This is a genomic window from Mycobacterium sp. 663a-19 (genome assembly GCF_035616495.1).
In the GTDB taxonomy this organism is placed as follows: Bacteria; Actinomycetota; Actinomycetes; order Mycobacteriales; family Mycobacteriaceae; genus Mycobacterium.
The window spans coordinates 21,493-39,779 of record NZ_JAPJAV010000020.1 but is presented as its reverse complement, the minus strand read 5'-3'; the positions used below and the strand labels follow the sequence as shown (position 1 = coordinate 39,779).

15 protein-coding genes are annotated in these 18,287 nt (G+C 68.9%); 13 read left to right on the top strand and 2 right to left on the bottom strand.

Annotated elements, in window-relative coordinates; translation table 11 throughout:
• Positions 1–141: 141 nt before the first annotated feature.
• From OQ968_RS24145 to OQ968_RS24130, 4 genes are all read left to right on the top strand, one after another.
• Entirely contained in the window at positions 142–1,587 is a 1,446-nt protein-coding gene (locus OQ968_RS24145; RefSeq protein WP_324682144.1) for a DUF7159 family protein, read from the top strand.
• Between the two features lie 113 nt (positions 1,588–1,700).
• A complete protein-coding gene (locus tag OQ968_RS24140; RefSeq protein ID WP_420716000.1) occupies positions 1,701–2,714 on the top strand; it encodes a DUF7159 family protein in 1,014 nt (337 codons plus the stop codon).
• Between the two features lie 155 nt (positions 2,715–2,869).
• Positions 2,870–4,318, top strand: coding sequence for a DUF7159 family protein (locus tag OQ968_RS24135; RefSeq protein ID WP_420715999.1), 1,449 nt, complete (start codon positions 2,870–2,872; stop codon positions 4,316–4,318).
• A 90-nt stretch (positions 4,319–4,408) separates the two neighbouring features.
• Positions 4,409–5,734 carry a UDP-glucose/GDP-mannose dehydrogenase family protein gene (locus OQ968_RS24130; protein ID WP_324682112.1) on the top strand — a complete coding sequence of 442 codons (1,326 nt, stop codon included), beginning with the start codon at positions 4,409–4,411 and terminating at the stop codon, positions 5,732–5,734.
• Positions 5,735–5,772: 38 nt separating this feature from the next.
• Here OQ968_RS24130 and OQ968_RS24125 read toward each other — a convergent pair whose 3' ends face one another.
• Positions 5,773–6,342, bottom strand: a complete 570-nt coding sequence (locus tag OQ968_RS24125) for a Uma2 family endonuclease (protein WP_324682110.1) — start codon at positions 6,340–6,342, stop codon at positions 5,773–5,775.
• A 171-nt stretch (positions 6,343–6,513) separates the two neighbouring features.
• On the opposite strand from OQ968_RS24125, the gene OQ968_RS24120 reads away from it, so the two are divergent.
• From OQ968_RS24120 to rfbA, 9 genes are all read left to right on the top strand, one after another.
• Positions 6,514–6,714 carry a hypothetical protein gene (locus OQ968_RS24120; protein WP_324682108.1) on the top strand — a complete coding sequence of 67 codons (201 nt, stop codon included), beginning with the start codon at positions 6,514–6,516 and terminating at the stop codon, positions 6,712–6,714.
• Between the two features lie 33 nt (positions 6,715–6,747).
• Positions 6,748–10,407, top strand: coding sequence for a nitrate reductase subunit alpha (locus tag OQ968_RS24115; RefSeq protein ID WP_324682106.1), 3,660 nt, complete (start codon positions 6,748–6,750; stop codon positions 10,405–10,407).
• A gap of 10 nt (positions 10,408–10,417) precedes the next feature.
• The gene (gene narH, locus OQ968_RS24110) at positions 10,418–12,001 is read left to right on the top strand and encodes a nitrate reductase subunit beta (RefSeq protein WP_324682104.1); all 1,584 of its coding nucleotides are present in this window, start codon (positions 10,418–10,420) and stop codon (positions 11,999–12,001) included.
• Positions 11,998–12,672: a nitrate reductase molybdenum cofactor assembly chaperone gene (gene narJ / locus OQ968_RS24105; protein WP_324682103.1), complete on the top strand. Its 675-nt coding sequence runs from the start codon at positions 11,998–12,000 to the stop codon at positions 12,670–12,672. Before narH ends, narJ begins: the two co-directional genes overlap by 4 nt.
• Complete coding sequence (narI, locus tag OQ968_RS24100; protein WP_324682102.1) at positions 12,669–13,412, top strand: respiratory nitrate reductase subunit gamma; 744 nt, start codon at positions 12,669–12,671, stop codon at positions 13,410–13,412. The genes narJ and narI overlap by 4 nt, the downstream gene beginning before the upstream one ends.
• Positions 13,413–13,519: 107 nt before the next feature.
• Entirely contained in the window at positions 13,520–14,962 is a 1,443-nt protein-coding gene (locus tag OQ968_RS24095; protein WP_324682101.1) for a nitrate/nitrite transporter, read from the top strand.
• Between the two features lie 20 nt (positions 14,963–14,982).
• Complete coding sequence (locus tag OQ968_RS24090) at positions 14,983–15,738, top strand: maleylpyruvate isomerase family mycothiol-dependent enzyme (RefSeq protein ID WP_324682100.1); 756 nt, start codon at positions 14,983–14,985, stop codon at positions 15,736–15,738.
• 35 nt (positions 15,739–15,773) lie between these two features.
• The gene (locus OQ968_RS24085; protein WP_324682099.1) at positions 15,774–16,148 is read left to right on the top strand and encodes a nuclear transport factor 2 family protein; all 375 of its coding nucleotides are present in this window, start codon (positions 15,774–15,776) and stop codon (positions 16,146–16,148) included.
• A gap of 26 nt (positions 16,149–16,174) precedes the next feature.
• On the top strand, positions 16,175–17,041 hold the full coding sequence (gene rfbA / locus OQ968_RS24080) for a glucose-1-phosphate thymidylyltransferase RfbA (RefSeq protein ID WP_324682097.1): 867 nt from the start codon (positions 16,175–16,177) through the stop codon (positions 17,039–17,041).
• Here the strand turns inward: rfbA and OQ968_RS24075 are convergent.
• Positions 17,011–18,273: a YibE/F family protein gene (locus OQ968_RS24075; protein WP_324682095.1), complete on the bottom strand. Its 1,263-nt coding sequence runs from the start codon at positions 18,271–18,273 to the stop codon at positions 17,011–17,013. The two genes, rfbA and OQ968_RS24075, sit on opposite strands and share 31 nt — an antisense overlap.
• Positions 18,274–18,287: the final 14 nt, after the last annotated feature.

The window sequence follows — 18,287 nt, the reverse complement described above, 5'->3', positions numbered from 1 at the left end:
GAATTCCATAAAGCGCAGCTAATCCCGGATTCTAGGGCCTCGCGGTGCTGTGGCAACAAATCCGTGGTTAATACACAGAAATGAGTGATGTCCGCGGGCGGGCGGGCAGCACAGCAAACGACCAAGGGGGATCTTCAAGCGGTGGTGGGCGTCGTGCTCGGCGTGTCGATGGCGCCGACGAAGGTCCGCATGGTGCTGGTCGAGGGTGAGAGCGCCGACGGGGCCGCCGTCGACCAGGACGACTTCGACGTCGCCGACGATTCGCCGCGCACCGCGCCCACCCAGGTCGTCTCGGCCATCCTGGGTACCCGCGAGGGCGCCGAGGAGGGCGGTTACCAACTTCTCTCGACCGGAGTGACGTGGACCAATCACGTCGAGGCGGCGTTGCTCCGGGACGCGCTGATCGCGCACAAGATCGAGAACGTCATGCTGGTCTCGGCCTTCATGGCCGCGGCCGCGCTGGCCCAGGCCGTCGGCGACGCCACAAATTATGCGAACACGGCGCTGCTCTTCGTGGAGCCGTACACCGCCACCTTGGCCTTGGTCGACACCGCCGACGGATCGGTCTCCGACGTGCATCGCAGGGTTCTTCCCGACGACGAAGACGAGGCCGTCGCCGAACTCGTCAAGATGGTCTCCCGCGCCGAATCGCTGGAGACGCGGCCGGATGGCGTGGTCGTTGTCGGGTCTGGCGTCGATATCCCGCTCATCAAGCCGGCGCTGGAGGCCGCAACCTCGCTCGCGCTGTCCGTACCCGACGAGCCGGAGACGGCCCTGGCTCGCGGCGCGGCGCTGGCATCGGCCAACGCCCCGCTGTTCGCGTCGTCCACGGCCGCACTGGCCTACGCGCTGGATCCCGGCACCGGCGAGGTCGACCCGCTGGCGCTGACCGCACAGTCGCCCGGTTTACTGCCCGGGTATCTGCCCGAATACCGGGGCGTTACGGAGTCCACCGCCGATACCAAGGCGGGCGAGCCCAACGTCGCCTACAGCGCGATACCGGACGAGGATGTCGAGGCCGGCACCGTCATCGGCCTGGACGAGGCCGGGCAGCGGCGCCGGTCTCTCCTACTGGTCGGCAGCGCGCTCGCGGTGGTATTCATCAGTGCGGTGGTGGCGCTGGAGATTGCGCTGGCGATCAGCATCCGCCCGACGGTCGCGTTGCGCCCCAGTCCCGCCGAAAACATCGTCGTCCCAACGCAACCCGCGCCGCCGCCACCGCAGGCTTCCGTTCCCGCGCAGCCGAAGATCCAGGCGCCCGCCCCGGTGGCGGTGCCCCATCCCATAGCTCCGCCGGCGGCGGCTCCGGTTCCCGCAGCTCCGCCGATCCCGCCGCCGGTACTCGTTCCCGTTCCCGTTCCGCGCGTTCCCGTTATCGGGCCCCCGGCGCCGCGCGGGCCCTTCGGCGGTGGACCCGGCCCCCGCGGCCCCTTCGGTGGCGGGCATGGTCCGTTCGGCCCCGGGCCGTTCGGTGGGGGCCATGGTCCTTTCGGCGGTGGGCATGGTCCCTTCGGCGGCGGGCACGGCTTCGGGGGCGGGCACGGCTTCGGTGGCGGGCACGGATTCGGCGGCTTTGGGCACCGGTAGCCTCGCGCGTCAGGTGCGGTGAATCGGACGCGCCGAGCTAGGGTGGTGGGGACCACACGCCAAACCAGTTGGGGGGCTTGGAGAAAGCGGTGGACATCGTAGTTGGTGTATCCATGGCAGCGGAGACGGTCCGCATGGTGCTCATCGAGGGCGCCGGCGCCGGCGGGGTGACAGTCGATCAGGACGACTTCGACGTCAGCGGCCGTCCGCAGGCCAACGCCGCGGTGGATCGGGCGGTCGCCGCCATCGTCGGAACCCGGGAAAGCGCGGTCGAAGGCGGGCACCACGTGCTCTCCAGCGGAGTTGCCTGGACCGATCAGGCCGAGGCGGCGGCACTCCGGGATGCGTTGGCGGAACGCAAGATTGAGAACATCATGCTGGTCTCGGCGTTCATGGCCGCGGCGGCCCTGGCCCAGGCGGTCGGCAGCGCCACCAATTGCGCGCGCACCGCGCTGCTGTTCGTCGAACCGGCCAGCGCGACGCTGGCCGTCGTCGACAGCTCCGACGGGTCGATCGTCGACACGCATCGGCGGTCCCTGCCGCCGAACGATGACGCGGCGCTGGAACAACTGACCGCGATGGTTTCGGGTGCCGAATCGATGAAAGCCCGCCCCGACGGGGTGTTCCTCGTCGGCTCCGGCGTCGACCTCCCGTCGATCAAACCGACGCTGGAAGCCGCGACATCGCTTTCGCTGACCGCCCCCGAGGAGCCCGAGATGGCCCTGGCCCGCGGCGCGGCGCTGGCGTCGGCGAATGCCCAGCTGGGAGCGCCGTCCACCGTCGCGATGCCGGACGCGGGCGCCGCGCGCGAGGCCCGCGCCGCTCGGGCCAGGTGGCGCTCCCGCAAGCCGTTGGTGGCGGCAGCCATCGCGGCGGTGATGTTCGTCGGCGGGGCGGTTGCCGTGGCGCTCGACCTGGCCTTCAGTGTCCGGCCCCACGTGGAGCAGCGGCCGGACATCAGCAAGAACGTCATCGCGCCGACGCCGCAGGCGCCGCCCCCGCCGCCCTCGGCGGTCTCGGCACCGGAAACCGCGGCACCCCCGCAGCAGGATCAGTCGGAGCGGCCCAGGGACAAGGCCCACGACTGGCTGCACCGCCACCTGGGCCCGGGCATCCTGGGCCCGTAACGGGTAGCCTCGCCCAAGGCCCCGACGGTTCGAACAAGCGTAAAATCGGCCAATTGGGGGAACCCTGGGGGAGTTCGCGGCGTGCCGCCGCCAATCGTGCGCGCGACGACGACGTCCCCGGGCGTGATCGCTGGCAATGCGACGATGGAGGAGCTTTGGACACCGTACTTGGCGTGTCGATGGCCCCGACGGCAGTCAGGATGGTGCTGGTCGAGGGCGAAAACGGGGACGGCGCCACCGTCGACGAAGACAACTTCGACGTTTCCGCCGGCGACGACACGGCAACTGTGAGCGCCGCCGACCAAGTGGTGTCGGCGATCCTGGGCACCCGCGAGGGCGCCGCCGAGGGCGGCTATCAACTGGCGTCGACCGGGGTCACCTTCACCGACCCCATCGAGGCCGCCGCGCTGCGTGACAAGCTTGCCGCCCACAAGGTCGAGAACGTGATGTTGGTCTCGGCCTTTCTGGCCGCGGCGGCGCTGGCCCAGGCCGTCGGAAACCAAACCAACTACGCGCACACGGCGCTGTTGTACATCGAGCCCGACACCGCCACCCTGGCGGTCGTCGACAGCGCCGACGGGTCGGTCTCCGACGTGCACCGCGAGCCCCTCCCGGACGACGACGACGCGGCGGTGGCCCAGCTGGCCACCATGGTTTCCGCCGCCGAGGGGCTGGAGACCCGCCCGGATGCGGTGTTCGTCGTCGGCTCCGGCATCGACGTCCCGCTGATCAAGCCGGCGCTGGAGGCGGCGACCACGCTGCCGCTGACGGCGCCCGAGGAGCCGGACACGGCGCTGGCCCGCGGGGCGGCGCTGGCGTCGGCGAGCGCGCCGCTGTTCGTGTCGTCCACCGCGGCGCGTGCTTACGCGCAGGATCCCGGCACCGGCGCCATCGACCCGTTCGCCGTCGCTCCGGGGTACTTCGACTTCCCGGCCACACCGGGGGCCGGCGACGGCCTCGCCTACAGCGCCGTCGGCGACGACTTCGCCGACCCCTTCACCGGCCCGCACACCGCCGCGAGCGGTTTCGTCGATGTCGGCGAGCGCAGGTCGTTCGGCCTGGTGGGGAGCGTTTTGGCGGGAATCTTCATCGTGGGAGTGGCGGCGCTGGTCGTTTCGCTCGCGATCGCCATCCGGCCGACGGCCGGCGTGAAGCCCGTGCCGGGCCAGAACGTCGTCGCTCCCGCCCAGCCGGCACCCGCGGCTCCGGCAGCCCCCCCGCCCGCCCCGGCCGCAGTGCCCGCGCCGGCCCCGGCTCCGGCCCCCGCGGCGCCGGCGCCCCACGCCCCGGCTCCCGCCGCGGTGCCGCCGGCCCCGGCTCCCCCGCCGGTTGTGGCGCCCGCCCCGGCCCCGGTGCCCGTTCCGGAGGCTCCGGCGCCCGTTCCTGCCGCGCCGGCACCCGCTCCTCCGCCGGTGGCGCCCGTTCCAGTGCCGATTCCGCTGCCGATACCAGGCATTGGCGGCCCGCCGGGAGGCGGCTTCGGCGGTGGTCACGGTGACGGCGGTGATCACGGCGGCGGCTTCCCCGGTGGCGGTGGTCACGGCGGCTTCGGTGGCGGTCACGGTCGCGGTGGGTTCGGGATTCCGGGTATCCCAGGGCTTTAATTCGCGCCCACGGCCACCTGTCATCTCCCGTTTGCCTGCCGCTCAGCGGGACGACGCGGTTAGCTCATCGCGGCCACCTACACCGGTGGTATGCGATGCACCGTTTTCGGAACCGGCTACCTGGGCGCCACGCACGCTGTCGGGATGGCCGCGTTGGGACACGAGGTCATCGGGGTCGATATCGACCCGGGCAAGGTCGCCAAGCTCGCCGGGGGCGACATTCCCTTTTACGAGCCCGGACTGCGAAAGCTGTTGACGGACAACCTGACTGCGGGGCGACTGAGCTTCACCACCGACTACGATCTGGCCGCCGAACTCGCCGACGTGCACTTCCTCGGGGTCGGCACGCCGCAAAAGAAGGGCGAATACGGCGCCGACCTGTGCCATGTGCATGCCGTCATCGACACGTTGGTGCCGCGGCTGACCAGATCGTCGGTGCTCGTCGGCAAGTCGACGGTCCCGGTGGGCACTGCGGCCGAGTTGAGCCGACGGGCCGCGGGGCTGGCGCCCCCGGGGGTCGACGTCGAAGTCGCCTGGAATCCGGAGTTCCTGCGTGAGGGGTTCGCGGTGCGCGACACGCTGCGCCCGGATCGCATTGTGCTTGGCGTGCAAGACGATTCGACGCGCGCCGAGCCGGCCGTTCGCGAGCTCTACGGGCCGCTGCTGAAGGCGGGCGTGCCGTTCCTGGTGACCGACTTGCAGACCGCGGAGCTGGTCAAGGTATCCGCCAATGCCTTTCTGGCGACCAAGATTTCGTTCATCAACGCCATCTCCGAGGTATGCGAGGCCGCCGGCGCCGACGTCAGCGTCCTGGCCGATGCGCTGGGATACGACCCACGGATCGGACGCCAATGCCTCAACGCGGGTTTGGGTTTCGGCGGCGGCTGCCTGCCCAAGGACATCCGCGCGTTCATGGCCCGCGCCGGCGAGCTGGGCGCCGACCAGGCGCTGACCTTCCTGCGTGAGGTCGACAGCATCAACATGCGCCGACGGACCCGGATGGTCGAACTGGCCACCGCCGCGTGCGGCGGTTCGCTGCTGGGCGCCAACGTCGCCGTGCTGGGCGCCGCGTTCAAACCCGAGTCCGACGATGTGCGCGACTCGCCCGCCCTCAACGTCGCGGGCCAGCTGCAGCTCAACGGCGCGGCGGTCAACGTGTACGACCCGAAGGCCCTCGACAACGCGCAACGGCTGTTCCCGACACTGAACTACGCGGTTTCGGTGGAAGAGGCCTGCGAGCGCGCCGATGCCGTGCTGGTGCTTACCGAGTGGCGGCAATTCATCGACCTCGACCCCGATGACCTCGCCGACCGGGTGCGGGCCCAGGTGATCGTCGACGGCCGCAACTGCCTCGACGCCGCCCGCTGGCAGCGGGCGGGCTGGCGGGTGTTCCGGCTCGGCGCGCGACGGCCGTAGCAGGGCGTTTTTGACGCGAGGGTCGCAAACCCTCGCTCTTAAGGCTGGGTCAGCTCGCCGAGCGTGAAGTCCACTGCCAGGGGTTCTTTCGTTTGTACCCGGTCACCGATGAGAGCCTCGACCCGGCGATACGTCCCTTCACGGAGCAGGTGCGCGAGGAATCGCTCGTCCCGGTTGGCGTCGAGATCGACGATCCAATAGTGCTCGATGCCGGCCTTCGCGTACTCGTAGGCCTTCATCACCCGGTCCGTGCGACGTGAACCTGGTGACACGATCTCGACGACCAAAACGACATCCGATGCGTCTACTCGCACCGGATTGCGATCCACTACATCGCGGTTCACCACAACCAGGTCTGGGTCACGCACTGTGGGCGGGAAGCGTGCCTCGACCGTGACCTCGACCTCTTGCAGCACGACGAGCCAGTCCGGTCGGCGTTCGTCGAGCAGTCGGGTGAGATTCTTGGAGACCACCTGGTGAAGCGGACGTGGCCGCGGTGTCATGAGGATGCCCCCCTCGACGAGCTCCCAGCGACGCGCCTCGTCCAGATCGAGCGCATCCCACTCTTCGAGCGTCACCAGGTCGCGAGGAAACTCGGCCAATCCCACCACCGTGCACCTCCAGGTCTCCTTTGAAAGCAGGTTACGCCTGCCCGAGTCTCCGCTCGCGAGGAAGCGTCCCACCAGGCACCGACATTCGGCTTCGCCCGTGACTCTTGTGGAACGACCACGCGGCGACACACACGTGTTAACGAGAAGAAAAATGCTTGATTCCGGGCCGTGACGCCGGCGGGGTTGCAAGCCGTTGCGGCCCGAATGATCGCGGCCTCCCATCAGTGCTTTTTCGCCGCCGTCGGCAAAATTGCGGTGCGGCTCACACATACCAATATGTCGGTGGTGTTACCGCAACCGCACAACCGCAAAAGCGTGTCGGTGCGAATTTTTGAAGCGTCAAAAACCTGCCTTACCCTCGGTAAATGACAGCGCGGTAGCCGTCGTTCGAGAGGAGGCGTCATGGTCGATCTGAACGCGAACCGCACGACCGCCGCCGACGCCCTGCTCGGATTCAGCAAATATTTTCACCGAGGCGAGGTGTCCGCGGATCGCCGTGCGCTGCACAAGGTCGGTGGGCGGTCGGCAGACGACTTCTACCGGGACCGCTGGGCGCACGACAAGGTCGTGCGATCGACGCACGGCGTCAACTGCACGGGGTCGTGCTCGTGGAAGATCTACGTCAAGGACGGCGTGATCACCTGGGAATCCCAACAAACCGACTACCCGTCCGTCGGCGCCGACAAGCCGGAGTACGAGCCGCGCGGCTGCCCCCGCGGCGCCTCGTTCTCCTGGTACACGTATTCGCCTGCGCGCGTTCGCTATCCGTATGTGCGCGGCATCCTGCTCGAGTACTACCGCGAGGCCAAGGCGCGGCTGAACGACCCCGTGCTGGCGTGGGCCGACATCGTCGACGATCCCGTCAAGTCCAGCCGCTACAAGGCGGCGCGCGGCAAGGGCGGGTTCGTCCGCGCCGAGTGGTGGGAGGCCGCCGAGATGGCGGCGGCCGCGCACGTGCACACGATCAAGAAGTACGGCCCCGACCGGGTGGCCGGGTTCTCGCCGATACCGGCGATGTCGATGGTCAGCCATGCCGTTGGGGCCCGGTTCATTTCGCTCATCGGCGGGTCGATGCTGTCGTTCTACGACTGGTACGCCGACCTGCCGGTGGCCTCGCCGCAGGTGTTCGGCGACCAGACCGACGTGCCCGAGTCGGCCGACTGGTTCGACGCCGGGTACCTGATCATGTGGGGCTCCAACGTTCCGGTCACCCGCACGCCCGACGCGCATTACATGACCGAGGCGCGCTATCGCGGCCAGAAGGTGGTCGTGGTCTCGCCCGACTACGCCGACAACACGAAGTTCGCCGACGAATGGCTGCCGGCGCGGCCGGGCACCGATGCCGCGCTGGCGATGTCGATGGGCCATGTGATCCTCAAGGAGTTCTTCGTCGACCGGACGACCCCGTATTTCACCGACTACGTGAAGCGCTACACGGACCTGCCGTTCCTGGTGACGCTGACCGAGCGCGGCGGGAACTGGCTGCCCGGGAAATTCCTCACCGCAGCCGATCTCGGCGACACCGGCGAGGGCGCCGCGTCCAAGACGGTGCTGCTCGACGCGCAGGCCAACCCCGTGGTGCCGAACGGCTCACTGGGACACCGGTTCACGGCGTCTGGCGAGGGACGGTGGAACCTCGACCTGGGCGGCGTGGACCCGCTGCTGACGCTGGCCGGCGGCGACGTGACCGAGGTGAAACTGCCGCGGTTCGACGGCGACAAGCCCGGCGTGCTCACCCGCGGCGTGCCGTCGAGAATCGTTGCCGGACAACGCGTGACGACGGTCTTCGACCTGCTGCTCGCCCAGTACGGCGTGCACCGGGAGGGCCTGCCCGGGGACTGGCCTTCCGACTACGACGACGCGACTCAGCCCTACACCCCGGCCTGGCAGGAGCCGATCACCGGCGTGCCCGCCGCGGCGGTGGCACGGATCGCGCGGGAATTCGCCGACAACGCCGAACGTTCGCGCGGCCGGTCGATGATTTTGATGGGCGCGGGAACCAACCACTGGTTTCACTCCGACCAGATCTATCGCTCGTTCCTCACGCTGGTGATGCTCACCGGCTGTCAGGGCGTCAACGGCGGCGGCTGGGCGCATTACGTCGGGCAGGAGAAGTGCCGGCCGGTCACCGGGTGGTCGACGCTGGCCTTCGGGTTGGATTGGCAGCGCCCGCCGCGCCAGATGCAGGGCACGGTGTTCTGGTACCTGTCGACCGACCAGTGGCGCTACGACCGGTTCACCTCCGAGGCGATGGCCTCCCCGCTGGCCGAGGGCCGGTTCGCGGGCCGAACCGCAGCCGACAGCATCGCGCTGGCCAGCCGGCTGGGCTGGATGCCGAGTTATCCCACGTTCAACCGCAATCCGCTCGATCTGGCCGACGAGGCGGCGCGGCTGGGCAAGGACGCGTCGGCGCATGTCGTGGACGGGCTGAAGTCCGGGCATCTGCAGTTCGCCTGCGAGGATCCCGACGCGCCCGAGAATTTCCCGCGCTGCCTGACGGTGTGGCGGTCCAACCTGCTCGGCTCGTCGGCGAAGGGCAACGAGTACTTCCTCAAGCACCTGCTGGGCACCGACTCCAATGTGGCCGCCCGCGACGAGGACGCGGTGCGCCCGCAGGAGGTGCGCTGGCGCGACGAGGCGCCGGTGGGAAAGCTGGACCTGCTGTTGTCGATCGACTTCCGAAACACCAGCACCACACTGTTTTCCGACATCGTGCTGCCCGCGGCCACCTGGTACGAGAAGCACGACCTGTCCAGCACCGACATGCACCCGTTCGTGCACGCGTTCTCCCCGGCGATCTCGCCGCCGTGGGAGACCAAGACCGACTTCGAGGCCTTCCACCGCATCGCGCGCGGGTTCTCCTGGCTGGCCGAAAAACATCTGGGCAAGCGCAAGGACATCGTCGCGGTGCCGCTGCAGCACGACAGCGCCGACGCCACCGCTCAGCCCGGCGGGCGCGTGCTGGACTGGAAAGCCGGTGAGTGCGAGCCGATTCCCGGCAAGACGATGCCGCGGCTGGTCGTCGTCGAGCGGGACTATCCGGCGGTCGGTGACAAGATGGCCGCGCTCGGGCCGATGGTCGAAACCGTCGGCCTCACGACCAAGGGCGTGACGACGCATCCCGACGCGGAGGTCGAATACCTGCGGGGCGTCAACGGCGCGGTGGTCAGCGGCGTGGCCGTCGGGCGGCCGTCGCTGGCCAAGGACACCCACGCCGCCGAGGCGATGCTGGCGCTGTCCGGCACGACGAACGGGCGCTTGGCGGTCGAGGGGTTCGAGGCACTGCAGCGGCGCACCGGCACGGAGCTGGCCGACCTGGCGAAGGAGAACGAGGGCCGGCGAATCACGTTCGCCGACACGCAGTCCCGCCCGGTGCCGGTGAACACGTCGCCGGAGTGGTCCGGTTCGGAGACCGGGGGCCGCCGCTACTCGCCGTTCACGATCAACACCGAGCGGCTCAAGCCGTGGCACACCCTGACCGGTCGCCAGCACTTCTACCTCGATCACGACTGGATGAGCGAGCTCGGGGAGCAGTTGCCGATCTTCCGCCCGCCGCTGGACATGACCGCCCTGTTCGACGAGCCGGCCGTCGGTGACACCGCCGGCGGGATCACCGTGCGGTATCTGACCCCGCACTCCAAGTGGTCCATCCACTCCGCCTACCAGGACAACCTGCATATGCTTACGCTTTCCCGTGGCGGGCAGGCGATTTGGATGTCGGACGTGGACGCGGCGAAGATCGGCGTCAAGGACAACGACTGGATCGAGTGCACCAATCGCAACGGTGTGGTCAACGCCCGCGCGATCGTCAGTCACCGGATGCCCGAGGGCCTCGTGTTCATGTACCACGCGCAGGACAAGGCGGTCGACGTGCCCCGCACCGAGAAGACCGGCAAGCGCGGTGGTATCCACAACGCGCTGACCCGGATCATGATCAAGCCGTCGCACCTGATCGGCGGTTACGCCCAGCAGTCCTTCGCGCTGAACTACCACGGCCCCACCGGAAACCAGCGCGACGAGGTCACCACGATCAGGCGGCGCTCGCAAGAAGTGGAGTACTGACTTGAAGGTCATGGCTCAGCTCGCGATGGTGATGAACCTCGACAAGTGCATCGGCTGCCACACCTGCAGCGTCACCTGCAAGCAGGCGTGGACCAACCGCGGCGGCATGGAGTACGCCTGGTTCAACAACGTGGAAACCCGCCCCGGACAGGGGTATCCGCGCCGCTACCAGGACCAGGAGAAGTGGAAGGGCGGCTGGACGCTGAACAAGCGCGGCCGGTTGACGCTCAAAACAGGGTCGCGGCTGCGCAGGCTCTTCAATATCTTCGCCAACCCCGACCTGCCCACGGTGTCGGACTACTACGACCCGTGGACCTACGACTACGAGACCCTGCTGTCCGCCCCGGCGATGGACACCACCCCGGTGGCCCGGCCCAAGTCGCTGATCACCGGCGAAGACACCAAGGTGACCTGGGGCGCCAACTGGGACGACGACCTCGGCGGCGGACCCGAGCAGGTCGGCCGTGACCCGTTGCTGGCCAAGCTGTCCGACGAGGTGAAGCTCGAGTTCGAGCAGACGTTCATGTTCTACCTGCCGCGCATCTGCGAGCACTGCCTCAACCCCTCCTGCGCGGCGTCGTGCCCGTCCGGCGCGATCTACAAGCGCAGCGAGGACGGCATCGTGCTGGTCGACCAGGACAAGTGCCGCGGCTGGCGGCAGTGCGTCACCGGCTGCCCCTACAAGAAGATCTACTTCAACCACAAGACCGGCAAGGCCGAGAAGTGCACGTTCTGCTATCCGCGCGTCGAGGTGGGCATCCCGACGGTGTGCTCGGAGACCTGCGTCGGGCGGCTGCGCTACATCGGGGTGCTGCTGTACGACGCCGACGCCGTCGCGGCCGCGGCGTCGGTGCAAGACGAGCAGGACCTCTACCCGGCGCAGCTCGGCGTGTTCCTGAACCCGCACGACCCCCGGGTGGTCGCGGAGGCGGAGCGCGCCGGGATCTCCGGCGAATGGATTGAGGCCGCGCAGAATTCGCCGGTCTACCGGCTCATCGTCGACTACCAGCTGGCGCTTCCGTTGCACCCGGAGTACCGAACGATGCCGATGGTCTGGTACGTACCGCCGCTGTCCCCGGTCGTCGACGTGCTGGCCAAGACCGGCCACGACGGCGAGAACAAGAACAACCTGTTCGGCGCGATCGACGCCCTGCGCGTTCCGATCGAGTACCTGGCCGAGCTGTTCACCGCCGGCGACGTCGGGCCGGTTCGCCTTGCGCTGCAACGGCTCGCGGCGATGCGCTCGTACATGCGCGCCGCCAACCTGGGCGAGGAATTCGACGACACGATCCCGGAGTCGGTGGGGCTCGCCGGCGAGGAGATCGAATCGATGTACCGGCTGCTGGCGATCGCCAAGTACGCCGACCGCTACGTCATCCCCAGCGGCGCGGGATCGGACGCGCACCGCCTCGACGCGCTGGCCACCGGGTGCAGCCTCGACGGCGACGGCGGGCCGGGGATGACGGCGTATGACGCGATGGCCGACAAATTCCACGTCACCAACGGCAACGGTAATGGCAACGGCAGCAAGGCCGGGAGAAACCTGCTCAACTGGGACGGCAAGAGCACCGACGGGCTGGTGCCGACAAAGTGAAGACGCTGACGCTGAATCGGCGACCGACGCGCGGCGCCGCGCTGGGCGAGCGCGACCGCCGGCTGGTGTGGCGCGTCGCGGCGCTGCTGCTGGATTACCCCAGCACGCAGACACTCGCACTCACCGACCAATTAGCCGCCGCCGCAGAAGAATTGCCCGCCGCGGTACGAACACCGATACTGGACTTCCTGCGGCGGGAATTCGACGGCGCCGACCCGATGGAGCTCGCCGCGCGTTACGTCGAGACGTTCGACATGCGCCGGCGCGCCAGCCTGCACCTGACCTACTACGCCTACGGCGACACCCGCAAGCGCGGCATGGCGCTGCTGCGCTTCAAGCACGCCTACCGGCAGGCCGGGATGCAGCTGGGGGATGACGAGCTGCCCGACTACCTGCCGCTGGTCCTCGAGTTCGCCGCGACCGTCGACCCCGTGCGGGGCGAGCGGCTGCTGGCCGAGCATGTGCCGGTTCTGGAACTGCTCCGATTGTCGTTGCGGGACAGCGGTTCCGGCTACGCCGGTGTCCTGGGCGCGGCCCTCGCGACGCTGCCCCCGATCAGCACCGCTGACCGGCGCCGCATCGCCGAGCTGGCCGCCGCGGGGCCGCCGGAGGAAGACGTCGGGCTCGAGCCGTTCGCCATGGATCCCCTGAGCGCCGGAGGTCGCCGATGAACAGCCTGCTGTGGCTGACCGCGCCGTACATCGCGCTCACATCGTTTGTGCTGGGCCATGTCTGGCGCTATCGGACCGATCAGTTCGGCTGGACCACGCGGTCCTCGCAGATCTACGAGAGCAGGCTGCTGCGGATGGGCAGCCCGCTGTTTCACTTCGGGCTGCTGGGCGTCTTCGGCGGCCACGTCGTCGGCCTGATGATCCCCGAATCCTGGACGGCGGCGGCCGGTGTCCCCGAGTGGGCCTATCACCTGGTGGCGGTGACGATGGGCTCGCTGGCCGGGGCGGCCGTCGTCACCGGGCTGACAATCCTGCTGTACCGGCGCATTACGGTGCCCGAGGTGCGCAAGGCGACGACCCGCAGTGACAGGCTGATGTACGCGCTGCTGGCGGGGGCCCTGGTGACCGGGATGCTCAACACGCTGACCAACGTGTTCGCCGCCTACGACTACCGCCAGACAGTGGCACCGTGGTTCCGCAGCCTGTTCTCGCTGCATCCGGCGGTGGAGTTGATGGCCGGCGCGCCCGCGACATTTCAGGTGCATGCGCTGATTGTTCTTGCGCTGCTGGGCATTTGGCCATACACCCGGCTGGTGCACATGTTCAGCGCACCGGCCGGATACCTGCTGCGCCCGTACCTGGTCTACCGCAGCCGCGACCCGCAGAAGTCGTCCGGCAACCGCTATGCGAAGGCCTGGGTGGCGCCGGTGGCCCCGCCCGCCCGCAGCCGCTGGGTGTGACACCGGTCGCATAGCTCACCGCCCACCGGGGTCGGAAGTGAGCAGGTTGTAGCACGCGGGTCATCGCGGGAAGCGTTGCCGCAACAACACTTTCCTACCGTGATGGCATGCTGCTACAGACGCGCCGACACACCATCGACGACTGGGACCCCGAAGACGTCGACGCCTGGAACAACGGCGGCGCAAAGATCGCGCGCCGCAACCTGATCTGGTCTATCGTCGCCGAGCACGTCGGGTTCTCCGTCTGGTCGATCTGGTCGGTGATGGTCCTTTTCATGCCGCAGAACGTCTACCACATCGACGCCGCCGGAAAGTTCTTCCTCGTCGCGATGCCGACGCTGGTCGGCGCGATCCTGCGGCTGCCCTACACGTTCGCGACCGCGACGTTCGGCGGCCGCAACTGGACGGTGTTCTCCGCGCTGGCACTGGCGTTGCCCACGGCGTTGACGCTGTACTTCATGGCGCACCCCGGCACGTCGTACACGACCTTCATGGTCGTGGCCGCGATCGCCGGGCTGGGCGGGGGCAACTTCGCGTCCTCGATGACTAACATCAACGCGTTCTATCCGCAGCGGCTCAAGGGGTGGGCGCTGGGGCTGAACGCCGGCGGCGGCAACATCGGCGTCGCGGCGATCCAGATCGTCGGGCTGCTGGTGATCGCCACCGCGGGCAACCGTGCGCCGCACTGGGTGTGCGCCGTGTATCTGGTGTTGCTGTCGGTTGCCGCGGTCGGCGCCGCGCTGTTCATGGACAACCTGAGCAACCAGCGCACCAACGGCCGCTCGATGATAGACGTGATGAAATACCGCGATTCGTGGCTGATCGCGCTGCTCTACATCGGCACGTTCGGATCGTTCATCGGCTTCTCGTTCGCCTTCGGCCAGGTGCTGCAGATCAGCTTTCTGGCCAACCTCAGCCACGGAGGCAAGACAACCCCGGCGATGACCGCCCACGCGGCGCTGCACGCCGCGCAGATCGCGTTCATAGGGCCCCTGCTGGGCTCGATCGCGCGGCCGCCGGGTGGTTGGCTGTCCGACCGCATCGGCGGCAGCAAGGTCACGCTGTACGTGTTCGCCGCGATGATCGCCGCGGCCGGCTGGCTGGTGGTGTTCGGCGAGATGGCCGACGCCCGCCACGGCGCCCTGTCGGGCGGCGGCCTGGCGGCCTACGTGGCCGGGTTCGTCGCGCTGTTCATCCTGTCCGGGATCGGCAACGGGTCGGTGTACAAGATGATCCCGTCCATCTTCGACGCCAAGGCGCACAGCATCGATCACCTCGGCCGGGCCGAGAAGGCCGACTGGTCGCGCCGGATGTCGGGCGCGCTGATCGGCATCGCCGGCGCCATCGGCGCGCTCGGCGGCGTCGGCATCAACGTCGTGCTGCGGGCGTCGTACCTGTCGCCGGCGAAATCGGCGACGACGGCGTTCGTCGTCTTCCTGGGCTTCTACGTGCTGTGTGCGGCGATCACCTGGTTCGCGTACGTCCGGACGCCGGGCGGTGTGCTCGCCCGCAAGACGGTAACCGTCGCGGAGGCCGTCGCGCCCGCGTGATGCCCGGGTAACCTGGCCGGGTGGACTATGCGGCCGCGTTCCTGGATCAGAACCGCGCCTTCGCAGAGCTGTTCCGCGGCGCCGACGACGCCACGCCGGTGCCGACGTGCCCGGGCTGGACCCTCAAGCAGCTGTTCCGCCATGTCGGCCGGGGCGACCGCTGGGCGGCCCAGATCGTGCGGGACCGACTCGACGACTACCTCGACCCCCGCAGCGTCGAGGGCGGCAAGCCGCCACCGGACCCCGACGACGCGATCTCCTGGTTGCGCGGCGGCGCGCAGCTGGTCGTCGACGCTGTCGAGCTGACGGGCGCCGAGACGCCGGTGTGGACGTTTCTCGGGACCCGCCCGGCGAACTGGTGGGTCCGGCGCCGGCTGCATGAGGTGGCGGTGCACCGGGCCGACGCCGCCATCACGCTGGGCGGCGAGTTCACGCTCGACCCCGAACTCGCGTCCGATGCGATCACCGAATGGCTGGAGCGGGTCGCGATCCAGGCCGGAAGGGACGGGGAGGCGCTGCCGCTCGAGGAACCCAACACCATCCACCTGCACGCAACCGATTCCGGCCTCACCGAGCCCGGCGAATGGACGATCGGCGCCTCCGGCGGCCGGGTCGGCTGGTCGCACGAGCACGGCAAGGGGACCGTGGCGCTGCGCGGTCCGGCGACCGAGTTGCTGCTGGCGCTGGTGCGCCGCGTTCCCGTCGGCGACACCGGCGTCGCGGTGTTCGGTGACGAGGCAGTGTGGCAGAACTGGCTGGAGCACACGGCTTTCTAGCCACGGCCGGGCGCGCGCACGGTAACTTGCAGACCATGACCACATCGGAGATCGCCACCGTCTTGGCGTGGCACGACGCGCTCAACGCCGCCGACCTGGACACGTTGGTGGCTCTGTCCAGCGACGACATCGACATCGGTGACGCCCACGGCGCCGCACAGGGCCACGCGGCGCTGCGCCGGTGGGCCGCCGCCCGCAAGGTGACGGCGGAGGTCGGCCGGATCTACGTGCACGACGGCGTCGTCGTCGTCGAGCAGAAGGTCAGCACCCCGGACAACCCCGGCGCCGTCACGAATTCCGCGTCGGCTTTCCGGGTGGTCCACGACCATGTCACCTCGGTATTCCATCACGAGGACCTGGCATCGGCGTTGGAGGCCACCGAGCTCACCGAAGCCGATGCCGTCGATTGAGTCGATTGAGACGTCAGGAGCCATTCATGCGCGGAATCATCCTGGCGGGCGGCTCGGGCACCCGCCTGCATCCGATCACCATGGGCATCAGCAAGCAGCTGCTGCCGGTCTACGACAAGCCGATGATCTACTATCCGCTGTCCACGCTGATGATGGCCGGCATCCGCGACGTCCTGGTGATCACGACCCCGCACGACGCGGACGGCTTTGAGCGGCTCCTCGGCGACGGCTCGCAATTCGGCATCGACATCAGCTACGCGGTGCAGGACCGGCCCGACGGCCTGGCGCAGGCGTTCGTCGTCGGCGCAGACTACATCGGCAACGATTCGGTCGCTTTGGTGTTGGGGGACAACATCTTCTACGGCCCGGGACTGGGCACCAGCCTGAGTCGCTTCCAAAACATCAGCGGCGGAGCCATTTTCGCCTATTGGGTGTCCAACCCGTCGGACTACGGTGTCGTCGAGTTCGGTCCCGACGGCATGGCCCTGTCGCTGGAGGAGAAGCCGGCCACGCCGAAGTCCCAATACGCCGTGCCCGGCTTGTACTTCTACGACAACGACGTGGTCGAGATCGCCAAGGGGTTGAAGAAATCGGCGCGCGGCGAGTATGAGATCACCGAGGTCAACCAGATCTACTTGAACCGCGGGCGCCTCGCGGTCGAGGTGATGGCCCGCGGCACCGCGTGGCTGGACACCGGAACGTTCGACTCGCTGCTGGACGCCAGCGACTTCATTCGCACTCTGGAACGACGGCAGGGCCTGAAGGTCAGCGTTCCCGAGGAGGTGGCGTGGCAGCAGGGCTGGATCGACGAGAAGCAGATGGAGCGCCGCGCCCGCACCCTGGTCAAGTCCGGGTACGGCAGCTACCTGCTGGAGCTGCTGGAGCGGGGCTGACTTGAGCTGACGGGGCCCGGCGTGGCCAGCACCGCGGCGATCGCCGTCGTCAACGGCACCGAAAGTGCAAGCGCGACACCGCCAACCGCCGAGCGCGCGAGCTCGATGGCCACGCTTTCGCTCGTCAGCACGTCGCCCAGCGAGCGGTTGGCGACGCTGAACAGCAACAGCAGCGGCAGCGAGCTGCCGGCGTAGGCGAGCACCAGCGTGTACACCGTGCTGGCGATGTGATCGCGGCCCACCCGGATCGCGCCCAGGAAAATGGCGCGGCGGGAGGTGTCACCGCCCAGGCGGGCGAGCTCGAAGACCGTCGACGCCTGCGTCACCGTCACGTCGTTGAGCACACCCAGTGACCCGATGATGAACCCGGCCAGCAGCAGGCCGCTGATCGAGACGTTGCCCAAATACGCGCTGACCGTGGAGTTCTGGTCGTCGGAGAGACCCGTCAGGTGAGCGAATTCGATTGCCGCCCAAGATAATCCGGCTGCCAGCAGCAACGACGACAGGGTGCCCAGCAGCGCGGCGCTGGTGCGCAGGTTGACCCCGTGCGCGAGGTAGATCACCACGTAGAGGATCGCGGCGGAGGCCACCAGCGCCACCGGAACCGCGGGCGCGCCATCGCGCAGCGCCGGCAGCAGGAACAGCACCAGCACGCCGAACGCGACGACGATCCCCACCAGCGCCAGCAGTCCGCGCCAGCGCGCCACGGCGACGATCACCACCGCGAAGGCGATCGCGAGCCCAACCAGGGGCCAGCCACGCTCGAAGTCGTAGAACGCGTAGCTGGTGCCGCCCTGGTCGTCGACCTGGCGGACCAGCCGAATGTGATCGCCCGCGGCGAACTGCGGTTGGCCCGGGCCGGGGGAGGACTCCAGCTGGGTGTTGGCGCCGGCGTTCGGCCCGGAATCGATTGCTACCAGCGTCAGCACGCACCGCCCGGCGCCCGGGGCTCCCGGCCGGGGCGCCGTGGTGAGCACCTGACCGGTCGACGGGCTGCCGCAGTCGCCCAGCCCGCTGGACAGCACGTGCCCGCGCTGGGTGCTCACCGCGCCGCCGGTGGCGTTCTGGAACGGCATCGGGATGTCGACGTGCTGGCGGCTGGGCCACAGCCACACCGCCCCGACCAGCACCGCCAGACCGAACGCGGCCAGCAGCCCGACGACGATCCGGGCGGGCAGCGGTCCCAGCGGGGACGGCCCCGAGGACAGATTGTGCGAGTGTGCGTGCGTCACCCGCTCCACCGTAG